Origin of the sequence: Acinetobacter sp. YH12211, from assembly GCF_013418015.1 — a bacterium.
Lineage (GTDB): Bacteria > Pseudomonadota > Gammaproteobacteria > Pseudomonadales > Moraxellaceae > Acinetobacter > Acinetobacter towneri.
In genome coordinates, this window is record NZ_VPCW01000001.1 from 155,617 (window position 1) to 170,475 (window position 14,859).

At 44.0% G+C, this 14,859-nt stretch carries 14 protein-coding genes; 8 read left to right on the top strand and 6 right to left on the bottom strand.

Translation table 11 applies throughout. The annotated features are described in order from the left end of the window. Positions 1 to 2: 2 nt before the first annotated feature. On the top strand, positions 3 to 935 hold the full coding sequence (gluQRS, locus tag FTU98_RS00735) for a tRNA glutamyl-Q(34) synthetase GluQRS (protein WP_179989655.1): 933 nt from the start codon (positions 3 to 5) through the stop codon (positions 933 to 935). Positions 936 to 987: 52 nt separating this feature from the next. Next, positions 988 to 1,227 (top strand): zinc-ribbon domain-containing protein, encoded by a 240-nt coding sequence (locus FTU98_RS00740; protein ID WP_104852920.1) that lies wholly within the window; start codon positions 988 to 990, stop codon positions 1,225 to 1,227. 11 nt (positions 1,228 to 1,238) lie between these two features. Here FTU98_RS00740 and ftsW read toward each other — a convergent pair whose 3' ends face one another. The 5 genes from ftsW to FTU98_RS00765 all read right to left on the bottom strand — a co-directional run bounded on the left by ftsW (position 1,239) and on the right by FTU98_RS00765 (position 6,370). Beyond that, positions 1,239 to 2,435, bottom strand: coding sequence for a putative lipid II flippase FtsW (gene ftsW, locus FTU98_RS00745; protein ID WP_154321144.1), 1,197 nt, complete (start codon positions 2,433 to 2,435; stop codon positions 1,239 to 1,241). Between the two features lie 19 nt (positions 2,436 to 2,454). Continuing rightward, positions 2,455 to 3,801, bottom strand: a complete 1,347-nt coding sequence (gene murD / locus FTU98_RS00750) for a UDP-N-acetylmuramoyl-L-alanine--D-glutamate ligase (RefSeq protein ID WP_180050073.1) — start codon at positions 3,799 to 3,801, stop codon at positions 2,455 to 2,457. A 171-nt stretch (positions 3,802 to 3,972) separates the two neighbouring features. Continuing rightward, positions 3,973 to 4,224, bottom strand: coding sequence for a DUF6587 family protein (locus FTU98_RS00755; protein WP_004975717.1), 252 nt, complete (start codon positions 4,222 to 4,224; stop codon positions 3,973 to 3,975). A 32-nt stretch (positions 4,225 to 4,256) separates the two neighbouring features. After that, positions 4,257 to 6,113 (bottom strand): ferrous iron transporter B, encoded by a 1,857-nt coding sequence (locus FTU98_RS00760; protein WP_131260988.1) that lies wholly within the window; start codon positions 6,111 to 6,113, stop codon positions 4,257 to 4,259. Next, entirely contained in the window at positions 6,110 to 6,370 is a 261-nt protein-coding gene (locus FTU98_RS00765; protein WP_004975713.1) for a FeoA family protein, read from the bottom strand. The genes FTU98_RS00760 and FTU98_RS00765 overlap by 4 nt, the downstream gene beginning before the upstream one ends. Positions 6,371 to 6,555: 185 nt before the next feature. Here FTU98_RS00765 and xerD point away from each other — a divergent pair, with 185 nt between their 5' ends. From xerD to thrC, 4 genes are all read left to right on the top strand, one after another. After that, positions 6,556 to 7,473: a site-specific tyrosine recombinase XerD gene (gene xerD, locus FTU98_RS00770; protein ID WP_004975712.1), complete on the top strand. Its 918-nt coding sequence runs from the start codon at positions 6,556 to 6,558 to the stop codon at positions 7,471 to 7,473. A gap of 150 nt (positions 7,474 to 7,623) precedes the next feature. Continuing rightward, positions 7,624 to 8,439 (top strand): DsbC family protein, encoded by an 816-nt coding sequence (locus FTU98_RS00775; RefSeq protein ID WP_004975709.1) that lies wholly within the window; start codon positions 7,624 to 7,626, stop codon positions 8,437 to 8,439. Between the two features lie 199 nt (positions 8,440 to 8,638). Further along, the gene (locus tag FTU98_RS00780; protein ID WP_004975708.1) at positions 8,639 to 9,943 is read left to right on the top strand and encodes a homoserine dehydrogenase; all 1,305 of its coding nucleotides are present in this window, start codon (positions 8,639 to 8,641) and stop codon (positions 9,941 to 9,943) included. 57 nt (positions 9,944 to 10,000) lie between these two features. Then, positions 10,001 to 11,140: a threonine synthase gene (gene thrC / locus FTU98_RS00785; protein WP_004975706.1), complete on the top strand. Its 1,140-nt coding sequence runs from the start codon at positions 10,001 to 10,003 to the stop codon at positions 11,138 to 11,140. A 120-nt stretch (positions 11,141 to 11,260) separates the two neighbouring features. Here the strand turns inward: thrC and FTU98_RS00790 are convergent, their stop codons facing one another. Then, positions 11,261 to 12,352 (bottom strand): serine hydrolase, encoded by a 1,092-nt coding sequence (locus tag FTU98_RS00790; protein ID WP_131260992.1) that lies wholly within the window; start codon positions 12,350 to 12,352, stop codon positions 11,261 to 11,263. Between the two features lie 215 nt (positions 12,353 to 12,567). On the opposite strand from FTU98_RS00790, the gene FTU98_RS00795 reads away from it, so the two are divergent. Continuing rightward, complete coding sequence (locus FTU98_RS00795) at positions 12,568 to 13,203, top strand: response regulator (RefSeq protein ID WP_004975702.1); 636 nt, start codon at positions 12,568 to 12,570, stop codon at positions 13,201 to 13,203. Positions 13,204 to 13,243: 40 nt separating this feature from the next. Then, positions 13,244 to 14,806: a PAS domain-containing sensor histidine kinase gene (locus tag FTU98_RS00800; protein ID WP_004975700.1), complete on the top strand. Its 1,563-nt coding sequence runs from the start codon at positions 13,244 to 13,246 to the stop codon at positions 14,804 to 14,806. Positions 14,807 to 14,859 lie beyond the last annotated feature (53 nt).

Consider the following 14,859-nt stretch of genomic DNA (forward strand, 5'->3'; position numbering starts at 1 on the left):
TCGTGACTGTTGAGAATTACCTAGCCGAACACAGTTCGGAGCTTGAGCAGCAGCGAAACGATGTTTCGCTCACTCGCTATATAGGTCGGTTTGCGCCATCGCCAACCGGCCCTTTGCATTTTGGCTCACTCATTACCGCAGTGGCCAGTTATTGCGATGCCAAAGCCCAGCACGGCACTTGGCTGGTACGTATTGAAGATACTGACATCCCACGCATTTACCCTGGCAGTGAAAATCATATCTTGCGTTGTATTGATGCCTTTCAATTTGAGCCGGATGCCGAAATTATTTTCCAGAAAGATCGCCTCGATCTCTATGCAGCCGTGTTGCAACAATTGCAGCAACGCGACTTGGTCTATGCCTGTCAATGCACCCGCAAAATGCTTGGCTCCAATCATATTTATGCAGGGACTTGCCGCAATTTAGGTTTAGATTTTGCCAATCAAGCGATTCGAGTCAAAGTCACAGACCAAGAGATTTGCTTTCAAGACCGCCTGCAAGACAAACAATGTTCCAACCTTGCGCAGGACTTGGGCGATTTTGTCCTAAAACGGCGTGATGGCATTATCAATTATCAACTGGCAGTGGTGGTGGATGATTATTTGCAAGGCATTACCCATGTGGTTCGCGGCGCAGATTTACTCGACAACACCGCACGGCAAATCTATTTGGGGCAACTGTTAGGCTACCCTAAACTCAGCTACACGCACCTGCCTTTAGCCATGAATGCACAAGGGCAAAAACTGTCTAAACAGAACTTGGCACAAGCTTTAGATTTAGCCCAAGCACCGAAGCTGCTACAAGCCGCTTTAACTGCCTTAAATCAAGCCACTGTCGAATTAGACACCCCTGCACGCATGCTTACGCAAGCCATTCAGCAATGGGATCTTTCACGTATTCCTGCAGGCACAGCTTTACACGGCTATTATTTATAAAATTTAAAATTCAGTTATGCTCAAATTGAAATGGATCATTTGAGGTTGTGTCATGTTTTTTATTTTTGGTGTTGGACCGAAAACCAAAGTGGTCGAGAAAAGTCAATTTAGCTGCCCCGTTTGCCGCACTCGCAGTAGCTATGAACTCAGACAGCAACGACAATATTTTTCCTTATTTTTTATTCCCTTGTTTCCTATGTCTAAACAAAAAAATACTACAGTCAAGTGCTTACACTGCGGAACAGTCATGCCAAGCATGGTCTTGCACCATGCTCAGCCAGAAGCGAAATAGAAGGATAAATTCTAGAAGCTGGATTCTTCACGGCTAGGGTTAATCTCATGCGTGCTGGCTTCAATTTTCAGAATCAAACTCACCATCACTGCACACATAATTAACGATGAACCACCATAACTAATAAAAGGTAGAGTCAAACCTTTGGTAGGCAACATACCCATATTCATGCCTGCATTCACCATAATCTGTAATAAGAAGATAATGCTGATGCCATAAGCCAAATATCCTGCACGTAAGTACTGGTTTTTCAGGGCGCGATGACCAATTTTAATGCAGGCAATCAGTATAGCAAAAGACAAGCTCAACACCACAAAAATGCCTAAAAAGCCAAACTCTTCACCTAAGACAGCCAACATAAAGTCCGTATGTGCTTCAGGTAAATAGGACATTTTCTGGATACTATGCCCCAAGCCTACGCCTGCCCATTCACCGCGTCCAAATGCCATTAAGGCGTTAGACAACTGATAACCGACACCCAAAGGGTCATTCCACGGGTTTGAGAACGACATTAAACGCTCAAAACGATAAGGCTCAAATACCACCAAAAACACAAAGGCGGCAATAATCGCGCCAAAGGCAATACCAAACTGAATTAATGGCGCACCAGCTAAAAAGAAGACCCCTAACATGGTCAAGGCAATCACCACGGTCGCCCCCAAGTCAGGCTCTGCAATCACCAAACCTACCGTGACTGCCATAATCACTGCAAGACGAATCAGACCTTTAATGTTATTACGCACTTCTTCGGCACGGCGCACCACATAGTCAGCGGTAAAAATGGCCATCATCACTTTAGCGACTTCGGAAGCTTGCAGGGTAAAACCTGCGACCCGAATCCAGCGTTTAGAACCATTGACTTCAGTACCCACCAGCAACACTGCAGCCAACAAGGCAATGGTCACAATCCACAGAAAGAAGGTGTTGTTAAACCAGGTATTCAACGGCACTCTATAGGCAATCACGGCAGCGATTAATGCCACCACAATAGAAATGCCATGACGCAATACATAGTGAAAGGCATTTTCATGCATGCGCTCGGCATAAGGCATCGAAGCCGATGCCACCATGATTGAACCAATACATAACAGCGCCAGTACGCTAAAAATCAGTACATTGCGTACATTCACTTCCGCTGGCAGTTTGGGTAACCAGCGCTCATAGACCTGATTGAGTTTATTGATTGTTGTCTGAGCAAAGCCAGCCATATCTCACACCTTATTGTTGTTATACCAGTGCGTTGACATAAGCAACGAACTTGTGACCACGTTCTGGATAGCCCGAGAACATATCAAAACTTGCACATGCAGGTGACAATAACACCACATCATGCGCTTGTGTATGTTGTTGGCAGATTTCAACTGCTTGTTGCAAGGTATCTGCAGTTAAGAGTTGGGTTGTTCCCGCAACTGCTGTTTCAATTTTCGTAGCATCCTCACCAATCAACACTGCCAGTTTGGCATATTGTTGCAATGATTGGCGTAGCGCAGTGAAGTCCTGCCCTTTGCCTTGCCCACCTAAAATAATCGCAACCTTACCGCCTTGTGCCTGAATTGCTGCACCCAAGCCATCTAAAGCTGCCAAAGTTGCACCGATGTTGGTTCCTTTGGAGTCATTATAATAACGCACCCCATGTAATTCTTTGACGAATTCACAACGATGCTCCAAACCTTTAAAGGTTTTCAGCGTTTCCAGCATGCTGTGCATAGATAAACCAATGGCTTCACCCAATGCCAAACACGCTAATGCATTAGCAATATTGTGTGTGCCTTGAATATACATCTCGGTGCTTTTTAATAAACGCTCACGCCCACGTGCCAACCACATGCTGCCATCAGCATCTTTTAATAAGCCGTATTGGTTTAGGTCAGGCGCATTTAAGCCAAAACTTTGCATAGGGGTTTGATCTGGCACTAACGGACGACTTAAAGCATCATCACGGTTAAACACCACTTTTTTCACACCCTGAAAAATACGATGTTTGGCGGTGTGATAACCGAACATATCGCCATGACGGTCTAAATGGTCTTCACTCATGTTCAGCACTACCGCCACTTCTGCATTTAAATTCGAGGTGGTTTCTAGCTGAAAACTGGAGAGTTCTAAAATATACAGTTCAGGATCATCTTTAATCAAATCCAGCGCAGGGCGTCCCAAATTTCCACCTACCGCGACTTTTTTACCTGCCTGCTCTGCCATTAAACCAATCAGTGTGGTAACGGTACTTTTCGCATTAGACCCTGTAATTGCCACAATAGGTTTGTCGGTCGCACGACGTAAAATCTGAATTTCACTCACCACAGGAATGCCCTGCGCCATCGCAGCCTGAATTTCAGGGAGTTTTGGATCTAAACCTGGGCTAATCACAATTTCTTCCGCAGACAGCAATAAATCCTGATCAAACTGACCAAAACGGGTTTCTACTTCGGCAGGAATTTGGTCATGCCCTGGAGGTGTGGGGCGAGAATCTGTCACAGCAACGCGGTAACCCTGATGATGTAAAAAATTAACGGCTGCAACACCAGAAATACCAAGTCCTGCAACGACTTTTAATCCACCACGTTGTATTAACATTTTTGCCCCATTTTGTGCGCTAATTTTGAAACAGACAAAATAGTAGCACTTTGCTGTTTTGAATGCTTTTTCTGTTTGCAGTTCCTGCAGTTTTTTTGTGTCAGTGCGTAAAAAAACCGTCATATTGCAGACGGTTTTTAAAAAGAATATTGCTAAAGTGAATAAACAAGCCTATTTCCACTTCACCGCTTGAACTTCAACTTTCTTTTCTGCGGGTTGATCTTGAGAATCACAACCACAACTGCCGCCACAGCCTGCCGCGGCTGCAGGTTTTAGCCATTTGGCCAAGCCATGCCAGCCTTTTTCAGTACAGAAATTGGAGAGTTTTAGAAAAACTGCGCCAGAAGTCTTGGGAAAGACTTTTTTAAAGACTACTACAGCACTCCACAGTACCAATGCAGCAACAATTAAAATTTCAACCATGTTCATCTACTCCTGTAGGTCAGGCATGTGCCTTAACCCAACAAATACGATGCCGTTTGATAAGTCAGGAATGACATGAAATAAGCCAAACCAAATAGATAGCAGGTCATAATACTGACCGTACGCCATGATCCTGTTTCGCGTTTTACCGTTGCTAAAGTTGCCAAACAATGCGGTGCATAAATAAACCACACCAATAACGATAAACCCGTTGCCAATGACCAGCCCAGTTCACCACCACCACTAATTAAAGCAGCCAAACCTTGGGACATGGCATCTTCATCCACTGCAGATAAGGCATAGACTGTGCCTAATGCAGCCACCACCACTTCACGCGCTGCCATCGCAGGAATCAAGGCAATCACGATCTGCCAGTTAAAGCCCACAGGAGCAAAAATTGGCTGTAATACATGCCCCAGCATCCCTGCAAAACTATAGTCAATTGCAGGCATGGTCGCGCCTTCAGGCGGCTGCGGGAACGTACACAAGAACCACAATAAAATCGACAGTGCAAAAATAATGCCACCGACACGCTTTAAGAAAATTTTGGCGCGATCTAGCAAACCAATCCAAACACTTTTTAGGTCTGGAAAACGGTAACTTGGTAGTTCCATCAACAAGACATGCTCAGATTTATCTTTTTGCAAAAATTTAAGCACAAAAGATACGCCCAAGGCACTCACAATGCCTGCCATATACAGACCGAACAAGACCAGACCTTGTAAATTAAACATGCCCCATACAGTTTGATTGGGAATGAATGCTGCGATGAGTAAGGCATATACAGGCAAGCGCGCAGAACAAGTCATTAACGGCGCAACCATAATCGTGGTTAAACGATCACGTGGGTCAGCAATACTACGTGTTGCCATAATGCCCGGCACTGCACAGGCAAAACTAGACAGCAATGGAATAAAGGCACGACCACTCAAACCTGCGCTAAACATCAGCTTATCGAGCAAGAATGCGGCACGTGGCAAATAACCCGATTCCTCTAAAATTAAAATAAACAGGAACAGAATTAAAATTTGCGGCAAGAACACCACCACACCGCCTGCGCCCGCAATAATGCCATCCACAATCAAGCTGTTCAGCAAGGGATGGCTAATGTTTTCGCCAATCACTTCACCTAGCCAGCCAAATAAACTTTCGATGCCATCCATAAACGGTGCAGCCCAAGCAAATACCGCTTGGAAGACAACAAACATCATCACCGCAAGGCTGACTAAACCGAATACAGGATGTAAAAAAATTTTATCGAGGAAGTCGGAGCGTTTGTCTTCTTGATCTACAAAGTGCACCACATCATGCAAAATGGTTTGAATCCGTTGATGCTGACTGCCTGTTAAGCCTGTCAATTCTGTCTGCGGAACAGCAAATTTGCCCTGATCTAAGGCATGCATTAAGTTTTGAATACCTGAATCACGCACTGCCACGGTTTCCACCACAGGTACACCCAAACGCTCAGACAATTTTTGCGTGTTGATTTGCATGCCACGACGACGCGCCTCATCCATCATGTTGAGTACCAACAAAATCGGACGACCCAGTGCAATCATTTCCAAAACCAAGCCCAAATGCAATTTCAGGTTGGTGGCATCCACGACACAAAGAAAGGCATCTTGCTGACCTTCTTCGGCTATTTTGCCTTGTACCACATCTCGAGTAATGGCTTCGTCGGGACTGGTGGCTTCTAAACTATAAGTTCCGGGCAAATCCAACACCCGCACCGCCTGTCCCGAAGGCAAGGTGAATTGCCCGACTTTACGCTCTACGGTCACGCCTGCGTAGTTGCCAACTTTTTGACGTGTCCCTGTCAAATGGTTAAATAAAGATGTTTTACCGCAGTTTGGATTCCCTACAAGTGCGATACGTAAGGCATCGCTCATGCGGACACCCCTTGTTCAATTTCAATGCGTTCAGCTTCTACTTTGCGCAAAGCAAAACGGGTAAATCCCACTTGAATCAGGATTGGATCACCACCAAAAATACCTTTGGTAATCACCTGCACCTGCGTACCCGGCACAAAACCCAGTGTTTCTAAGCGGTTTGCCACCAAGTCACTAAGGGATGTTCCACCATCGGCGGTACGTAATACCTGACGGATGATGGCTGTTTGTTTTGCTTTAAGTTCTGACAAACGCACCGTGAAATTCCTATACCATTTTGCATATTATAACATGCAAATGAGAACAATTAACAAATAAGGTCGACTTACATTTAAATGCTTTATATCACATCGACAGCCTTGCTGAATTGGATTAGAGTAGAAAATAACGCTGCTTATTATCGAATTTCTCAATTAATTTTGTGATTTCGTCTGTGATTCCTATGCTGAACAAAAAACCTCGTATTCCTGCTGCAATACAAATTCCAGAAGCTTTGAGCTTTTTGGAAGGCTATCGCAACGATTTAATCGCGCAAAGTGTCAGCCCGCATACCCGCAATGCCTATCTGTCCGATTTAATTCAATGCAGTGACTATGTCAGCAAACCCATGCCTGAATGGAATCATGACGATATTTCAGATGTACTCATCGAACTCACCAAACAACAAAAAAGCCCCCGCTCTATTGCACGCTGCCTGTCTGCACTACGTTCTTTTTATAAATTTTTAAGAGAGCACAAACTGCGCTCTGACAACCCTGTTGCTGCGCATAAAACCCCAAAATTAGGTCGTGCCTTACCCAAAGATTTATCTGAAGCCGATGTTGAAGCCTTAATTCACGCTCCTGACATCAACACTGCACTCGGATTACGAGATCGTGCCATGCTTGAAGTCTTATATGCTTGCGGTTTACGAGTGACGGAATTGCTGAATTTACGTTTAGAATTAATCAACCTAAAACAAGGCTATTTACGAATTGTAGGTAAAGGCAATAAAGAGCGTTTGGTGCCTATGGGACAAGTCGCTTGTGAATGGATAGAAAAATATTTAACCGAGTCGCGTCCGCAACTGTATAAAAGTGCCACCGATTATCTATTTTTAACGGTGCATGGCGGCATTATGAGCCGACAAAATTTTTGGTATGCCATTAAACGCTATGCCCTGCAAGCAGGCATTCAAGCCGAGTTATCGCCACACACGTTAAGACATGCCTTTGCCACACACTTACTCAATCATGGGGCAGATTTACGTGTGGTACAAATGCTGCTCGGGCACAGCGATTTATCCACTACACAAATTTATACCCACGTTGCACAAATCCGTATGCAGCAATTGCATGCCCAACATCATCCACGGGCTTAAAAAAACAAAAACGACGTAGAAGCATAGGGTCTGTTGACACTTCATCTATGAACGTAAGCCATTTATGAAATGGCAACAGACCCTAACGATCACGAATATTTTTTGTTATGCTAACGCTCTATTTTTTATGCCAACAAGAAAGGGTTGTTTATGACATTTACCCGCTCGACACTTTTGATTGCCTGTTCACTGGCAAGTGCTTTTGCAATCACCGCATGTTCAAATGCAAACAATGAAGATAAAAAGCAAACCACACTCACCGCCAGTGCGCCTGCAACGGGTGAAGCATCAACCCTAATTGAACGCAATGCACAACAGCGTTTAAGTACAACCTTGCAGCAACATTTTAAAACTGCAGGTATCAACGCCAAAATTACCGACATTAAAGCCACTGAAGTTCCAAATTTATTTTGGGTGAGTCTTGAAGGCATGTCATCGGTCTATGCCACCAGTGATGGCAAATACATTATTCAGGGCGATGTGATCCGTTTAGGTGACAAAGAACTACATAACGTCAGTGAAAACCTGCAAGCAGGCGTGAACAAGAAAATTTTTGCTGAATTAAAACAGGAAGATTTATTGGTATTCCCTGCCAAAGGCAAAACCAAACACGTCATTTATGTATTTACCGATGTCAGCTGTCCATATTGCCATCGTCTACATGAGCAAATGGATGAAATGAATGGTAAAGGCATTGAAGTCCGTTACATTGCTTGGCCGCGTGGTGAACAGCACATGCCTGCTATGGAAGCAATTTGGTGTAGCGAAGATCGTCACGCTGCCTTTAATCAGGTCATGAATGGCGCACAAATTGCACCTGCCAACTGTAAAAACCCTGTTCGTGCTCAGTATCAATTGGGCTTAAATATGGGCGTCAATGGCACACCTGCGATTTATAATGCCGAAGGCGTATATTTAGGCGGCTATCTGTCTACCGCTGAATTGATCAAGCGCTTAGACAAATAAAAATAGCGGATCTGTGGATGCTGCATCATCCCAATACACCAAGACGTAGCATCTATGAAGCCAATATAAATAACGATTTTTTATGCGTTATTTTACTTTTTTTTATACTGTGAAGATAAGTGAGATCTGCCCTAGAGTCAGCGCGTTTTTTTAGCTATGATCTAGGCTTGCTTAAAGTTATTAAAATATGGAGTGTGACGTGAAACCAGTTCGTCTGGCAATCCTCGGTCTTGGTACTGTGGGTGGTGGTGCCCTTAAACTATTAAAAGAAAATGCTGCTGAGATTAGACGTCGCACTGGTCGTGAAATTGAAATCACTTATGTGGGAACACGTCGTCCGCGTCCTGACCTAAACTTGCCTGAATCGGTCAAGCAAAGCTCCGACTTGATGGACATTGTCCGTCAACCCGATGTAGACGTGGTGGTTGAAGTGATGGGCGGTATTCACCCTGCTTATGACGTGATCATGGAAGCCATGAAGCACGGCAAACAAGTAGTGACAGCCAACAAAGCCCTACTTGCAGAACACGGCAATGAGCTATTTAAAGCAGCTGAAGACAATGCCGTACAAATTGCCTATGAAGCTGCGGTTGCAGGTGGTATTCCAATTATTAAAGTCATCCGTGAAGGTTTGGCTGCCAACAAAATTGAATGGTTGGCAGGCATCATCAACGGTACAGGCAACTTCATTTTAAGTGAAATGCGTGAAAAAGGTCGTGCATTTGAAGATGTACTGAAAGAAGCGCAAGAGTTAGGCTATGCCGAAGCCGATCCGACTTTTGACGTCGAAGGTATTGATGCTGCACACAAACTGACTATTTTGGCTTCATGTGCATTTGGTATTCCACTACAGTTTGACAAAGTCTTTACCGAAGGTATTGGCAAAGTGACCGCACAAGATGTGAAATATGCCGAAGAACTCGGTTTCCGCATCAAACACTTGGGGATTGCCCGTCGTACCGATAAAGGTATTGAATTGCGTGTTCACCCAACTTTAATTCCTGAAGAAGAATTGATTGCCAATGTTAATGGCGTGAAAAACGCGGTCTTGGTACAAGCCAATGCGGTTGGTCCAACGCTCTATTATGGCGCAGGTGCAGGTGCAGGCCCAACAGCCTCTGCAGTAGTTGCAGATGTCGTTGATATTGTCCGTGACATTTCTTATACCGAAGATGGCGCAGGTACAATTCCGCAATTGGCATTTGAAGCCTTAACCGACTTGCCAATTTTAAGCCGTGAAGAAATGACCACGGGTTACTACATTCGCATTAATGCCGAAGACCAAACTGGCGTACTTGCCGATGTAACCACCATTTTAAGCCGTGCGGGAATCAGTATTGATGCCATCATGCAGCAATCACGCTTAAAAGACCTTATTCCTATCGTGATTCTGACTGACCCAGTCCTAGAATCGAAAATGGATGAAGCGTTACAACAAATTCAAGCATTGCCAACCATTCATGGCGAAATTGTACGAATTCGTTTAGAATCGCTTGATAATTAATCGGGTGAAGGGGAGTATTTCCCCTTGCCAAGCTCTACACACAATTGGAACATCATCATGTCGAATGCCAATCGTTATACTGGTTTAGTTGACCGTTATCGTGACCGTTTACCAGTGTCTGCAACCACACGTGCAATCTCTCTAGGCGAAGGAAACACGCCACTGATTAAGCTTGAGAATATTCCACGCATTATTGGTAAAGATGTTGAAATTTATGTGAAGTATGAAGGCTTAAACCCGACAGGTTCATTTAAAGACCGTGGTATGACCATGGCAGTTACTAAAGCAGTTGAAGAAGGTTCAAAAGCCATTATCTGTGCATCTACAGGTAATACTTCTGCTGCTGCTGCTGCCTATGCTGCACGTGCAGGCATCAAAGCATTCGTTTTAATTCCTGAAGGCAAAATTGCCATGGGTAAAATGGCACAAGCGATGATGTACGGTGCCATCACCATGCAAATCCGCGGTAACTTTGACGATGGTATGCGTCTAGTTAAAGAAGTTGCTGACCAAGCACCTGTGACCATTGTGAACTCGATCAACCCTTACCGCCTACAAGGTCAAAAGACCATTGCGTATGAAATTGTAGATGAGTTAGGTCGTGCACCAGATTACCACTGCTTACCTGTAGGTAACGCAGGCAACATTACTGCACACTGGATGGGTTATACCGAAGCGGTTGCCAACCAATCTGCCGATCAATTCGAGCAAGTGGTCTATGACGCAGCAACGGACAAATTCACAGGTCCAAACCCTGAAGGCCGCCCAATCATGGTGGGTTATCAAGCGTCTGGCGCTGCGCCATTCTTACGTGGTGCGCCTGTAGAAAACCCTGAAACTGTTGCAACTGCAATTCGTATTGGTAACCCACAAAGCTGGAACCATGCCAAAGCCGTTGTACGCGATTCAGAAGGTTGGTTTGATGAGCTAACTGATGCTGAAATCTTAGAAGCACAACGCATGCTTTCAATGTATGAAGGCGTATTTGTTGAGCCTGCATCTGCTGCGTCTATTGGTGGTGCAATGCGCGACATCAAAGCAGGTAAAATCAAAGAAGGTTCTGTGATTGTATGTACCGTAACAGGTAACGGTCTGAAAGATCCTGACACTGCAATGAAACAATGTGCAGATGCGGTGATGCTCTCTATTGATGCTACAATGCAACAAGTAAAAGACTCTATCCTTTCAAACATGTAAGTTTTGAATCGTGATCAAAAAAACCTGCATTAGCAGGTTTTTTTGTATTTGGAATCATGCAACTTTAACGGAAGTTGAGTCATACGATTGATAACTCAACGCTCCAAGCTGAATGTGCTCTTAAATACGTTTAGGTAACTGGCTTGCCCAACTCATTAAGCGAGTTGCATCATTGGTACGTGCTTGTGAAGTATCTGCACCCAAAAGCACCACCACTGCAGGACGGTTATTCAAAGTGGTATGCATCACCACACAACGCCCTGCTTCATTGATATAGCCTGTTTTAGACAGATTAATATTCCAACCACCATTACGTACCAGTGCATTGGTATTGTTAGATTTTAAAACACGATAACCCAAGTTAAAGTCATAGGTTGGCGTGGTTGAGAATTGGCGAATCAAACCATATTGCGAAGCGGTGCTGACCAAAATACCCAAATCACGCGCAGAAGATACATTACGTGGGTCTAAGCCTGTTGCTTCGGTAAAACGGGTAGAATGCATGCCCAATTCACGCGCTTTAGCATTCATTGCGGCTACAAAGGCATTTTTCCCACCTGGATAAGTACGTGCCAACGCTGCTGCTGCAGGATTTTCAGATTTCATTAATGCAAACAGTAACGCTTCGGCACGGTTTAACTTGTCGCCCACACGCAAAGTTGAGCTTGAGTTTTTACCTGCTGCACCTGCAAAATCAATCGATTGCAAAGTGATTTGTTCAGACATATTCAAACGTGCATCAGAAGTCACCACGGCAGTCATCACCTTGGTCACAGATGCAATAGGTAATGCCACATTGGTATTTTTGCTATACAGCACTTCACCTGTTTGCGCATCCATCACCAAAGCCGCACGTGCATTAACTGATGGTTGGTTACTATAAGCAGAGGTATCTAAAATACGGACTGTTTTAGGCGCAGTGGAAGCAGGTGCAACACCATTGCTACTACGCACTGTAGTGGTAATTTTCGTTGAACCTGGCGGAGTAGGTTCAGCAACATAGCTCTCTGGCGCAGCCTGAGCGCTCGCACTGGTACTTTCCAGATCACCATTTAAGAATTGATCGGCTTGCTCCGAAGACCAACTTAAGGTCGCCTGACCGTCGCTCCCAGAGGAAGGATTGATGACAAGTTCAGCAAAACTGACAGAACTTAGGCTGAACATCATAGATGCGACCAGCACATGCATGAACGACTTCTTAGAATTTTTCACGACTGCTTACTCAACTCAAGGAGGTAAGATACATTTGCGTATTACCTCAAATATGCCTTACATTTAAAAATACAACAATGAATCGTTTTTGACACCATATTGTGCAGAACTTTTCATTCTAGATTAAGAATAGCATTGCTAATTTTGTCGTTTCATTGCAAGCTAATTTTGCTTTATGTAACAAAAAAGATGATTTTTTCAAAGGGAGAGTGTAGGTGATCACAGTTTTAGTAGTCGACGATCATGAATTGGTACGTACTGGGATTTGCCGTATGCTCGAAGACCATGCCGATGTGCAGGTGATTGGACAAGCTGAATCGGGTGAAGAAGCGATTACCTTAGTGCGTCAGCATCATCCCAATGTGGTGTTGTTAGATGTGAACATGCCTGGGATTGGAGGCGTAGAAACCACACGTCGTCTATTGCAAACTGCACCAGACACTAAGGTCTTGGCGGTGAGTGGTTTGGCAGAAGAACCCTACCCTTCTTTATTGCTGAAAGCAGGTGCAAAAGGCTATATCACCAAAGGCGCACCTGTCAGTGAAATGGTACGTGCCATTAAAAAAGTCATGCAGGGCGGTAAATACTTCAGTGCCGACATTGCCGAACAACTGGCAAGTTCATACTTATCTGACACACAACAATCGCCTTTTGATAGTCTTTCAGAACGTGAAATGCAAGTGGCGATGATGGTGGTGAATTGTATTAGCGCACAGGAAATTGCCGATAAGTTGTTTGTCAGTGTAAAAACCGTAAATACCTATCGTTACCGTATTTTTGAAAAATTAAATATTGATAGTGATGTCAAACTGACTCACCTTGCCATTCGTTATGGACTGATTAAACCCTAAATTTTCAACGCTGTTGATGCACAAATAAGACCTTTACGATATGCCAGATTTAAAACAACATTCTGAGTTAAATCAGTATCATCTTGGCATGTGGTATGGTACTTACCGACTGCTGATTGCCTTTTGTTTGCTGCTGATTACCCTACTCACCTTTCAGCAGCTTGGCACACAATATCAGCACCCGGGTTTATATCTATACACCTTGGTCTGCTATTTTATTTTTAGCTGCCTGCAACTGATCAGCTATAAATATATTCCTTTTAAAAGCACGCAACAACTGACCCTGTTTTTTGCAGTCGATATTATCGCGCTCAGTAGCCTGACTTTTGCCAGCGATGGCCCTAATTTATATTTAAGTCTGCTGTTTGCGATCACGATTTTTGCAGCATCACTCTTGCTGCAAAAGCGTAAAGCCTTAGCCATTACCCTCATCGCGATGATTATGGTGATTTACCAACACTTTGTTGGGAGTTTGCTGGACTTTTCATCGCTAAATAATATTGGTCAAAGTGCGCTATTGGCATTTTTATTTTGGGTGGTTTATGGCAGTGGACGTATTGCAGTACGGCGTTTCCAAATTTTAGAAAATCTAAATTTTTCGCAATCTTTGGAATTAAACCGCCTACAAAATATCAACCGTTATATTTTAGAACAAACCGAAATGGGCTATTTGGTTTTAGATGAAAATTGCTATGTCGTCCTCAGCAACCCTGCAGCCTGTCATCTGTTGGGGATTCATCCTAAATATGCGCACGCGACCTATCCATTGTATAAAATTCAGCCCGATTTATTTGATCTGTTCAAATTTGATCAATTGCAAGATGGAGAAAAATTTCAATTCGAGTCGCAACTAAGTCATTTTCATGTGCATATTCAGGTACAAAAACTCAAAGTGCCACATCAAACGCTGACTTTATTGGCGCTGCAGGATGGACGTAAAATCAATCAGCAAGTCCAGCAACTCAAATTAGCCGCCTTAGGACAACTCTCTGCCAGTATTGCGCACGAAATTCGCAACCCGTTGGCAGCCATTGTACAAGCCAACAATTTATTTACAGGCAGTGATGCTGCACAGCAACAATTGCTGTCGGACATGATCAGCAAACAAGCGACACGGATTGATAAGATTATTCACGACACGCTGAGTATGGTCAAAAATAAACAAACCACGCCTGTCGCGATTCAGCTCAATCAATTTTTGCCACAATTCATTCAGGAAGATTTACCTGATGCAGCGAGTCAAATTCAGCTTACACTGACCGAACCACTGAGCATCCAGTTTGATGAATCACAGTTTCGCCAAGTGCTGATTAACCTGATTCGTAACGCCATTCGACACAATGCTGCACAGCAGCCCATTGAGATTACGGTCTACCCGCAAACAACTTATATTTATATTGATGTGCGGGATTTTGGTGCAGGTGTCGCCAGTCAAGATCTCCTCTATCTGTTCCAGCCATTTTTCAGTACCGAAATCAATGGAACTGGTTTAGGATTGTATCTATCGCATAGTTTTTGCGAGGCGAATCAAGCCAAGCTGAGCTATGTAGAACAAGAACAAGGCGCATGTTTCAGGATGAAATGTCTACGTGCCATTGAATAAACGCGATTGATATTGGATCAATCTTGTTGCTGTGGTTTTGATTTAATTTTGTG

Excerpts from the sequence above, each read along its gene's own strand:
- FTU98_RS00740 (WP_104852920.1), top strand. The coding sequence starts at position 988 with ATGTTTTTTATTTTTGGTGTTGGACCGAAAACCAAAGTGGTCGAGAAA.
- ftsW (WP_154321144.1), bottom strand. The coding sequence starts at position 2,435 with ATGGCTGGCTTTGCTCAGACAACAATCAATAAACTCAATCAGGTCTAT.
- murD (WP_180050073.1), bottom strand. The coding sequence starts at position 3,801 with ATGTTAATACAACGTGGTGGATTAAAAGTCGTTGCAGGACTTGGTATT.
- FTU98_RS00755 (WP_004975717.1), bottom strand. The coding sequence starts at position 4,224 with ATGGTTGAAATTTTAATTGTTGCTGCATTGGTACTGTGGAGTGCTGTA.
- FTU98_RS00760 (WP_131260988.1), bottom strand. The coding sequence starts at position 6,113 with ATGAGCGATGCCTTACGTATCGCACTTGTAGGGAATCCAAACTGCGGT.
- xerD (WP_004975712.1), top strand. The coding sequence starts at position 6,556 with ATGCTGAACAAAAAACCTCGTATTCCTGCTGCAATACAAATTCCAGAA.
- FTU98_RS00775 (WP_004975709.1), top strand. The coding sequence starts at position 7,624 with ATGACATTTACCCGCTCGACACTTTTGATTGCCTGTTCACTGGCAAGT.
- thrC (WP_004975706.1), top strand. The coding sequence starts at position 10,001 with ATGTCGAATGCCAATCGTTATACTGGTTTAGTTGACCGTTATCGTGAC.
- FTU98_RS00800 (WP_004975700.1), top strand. The coding sequence starts at position 13,244 with ATGCCAGATTTAAAACAACATTCTGAGTTAAATCAGTATCATCTTGGC.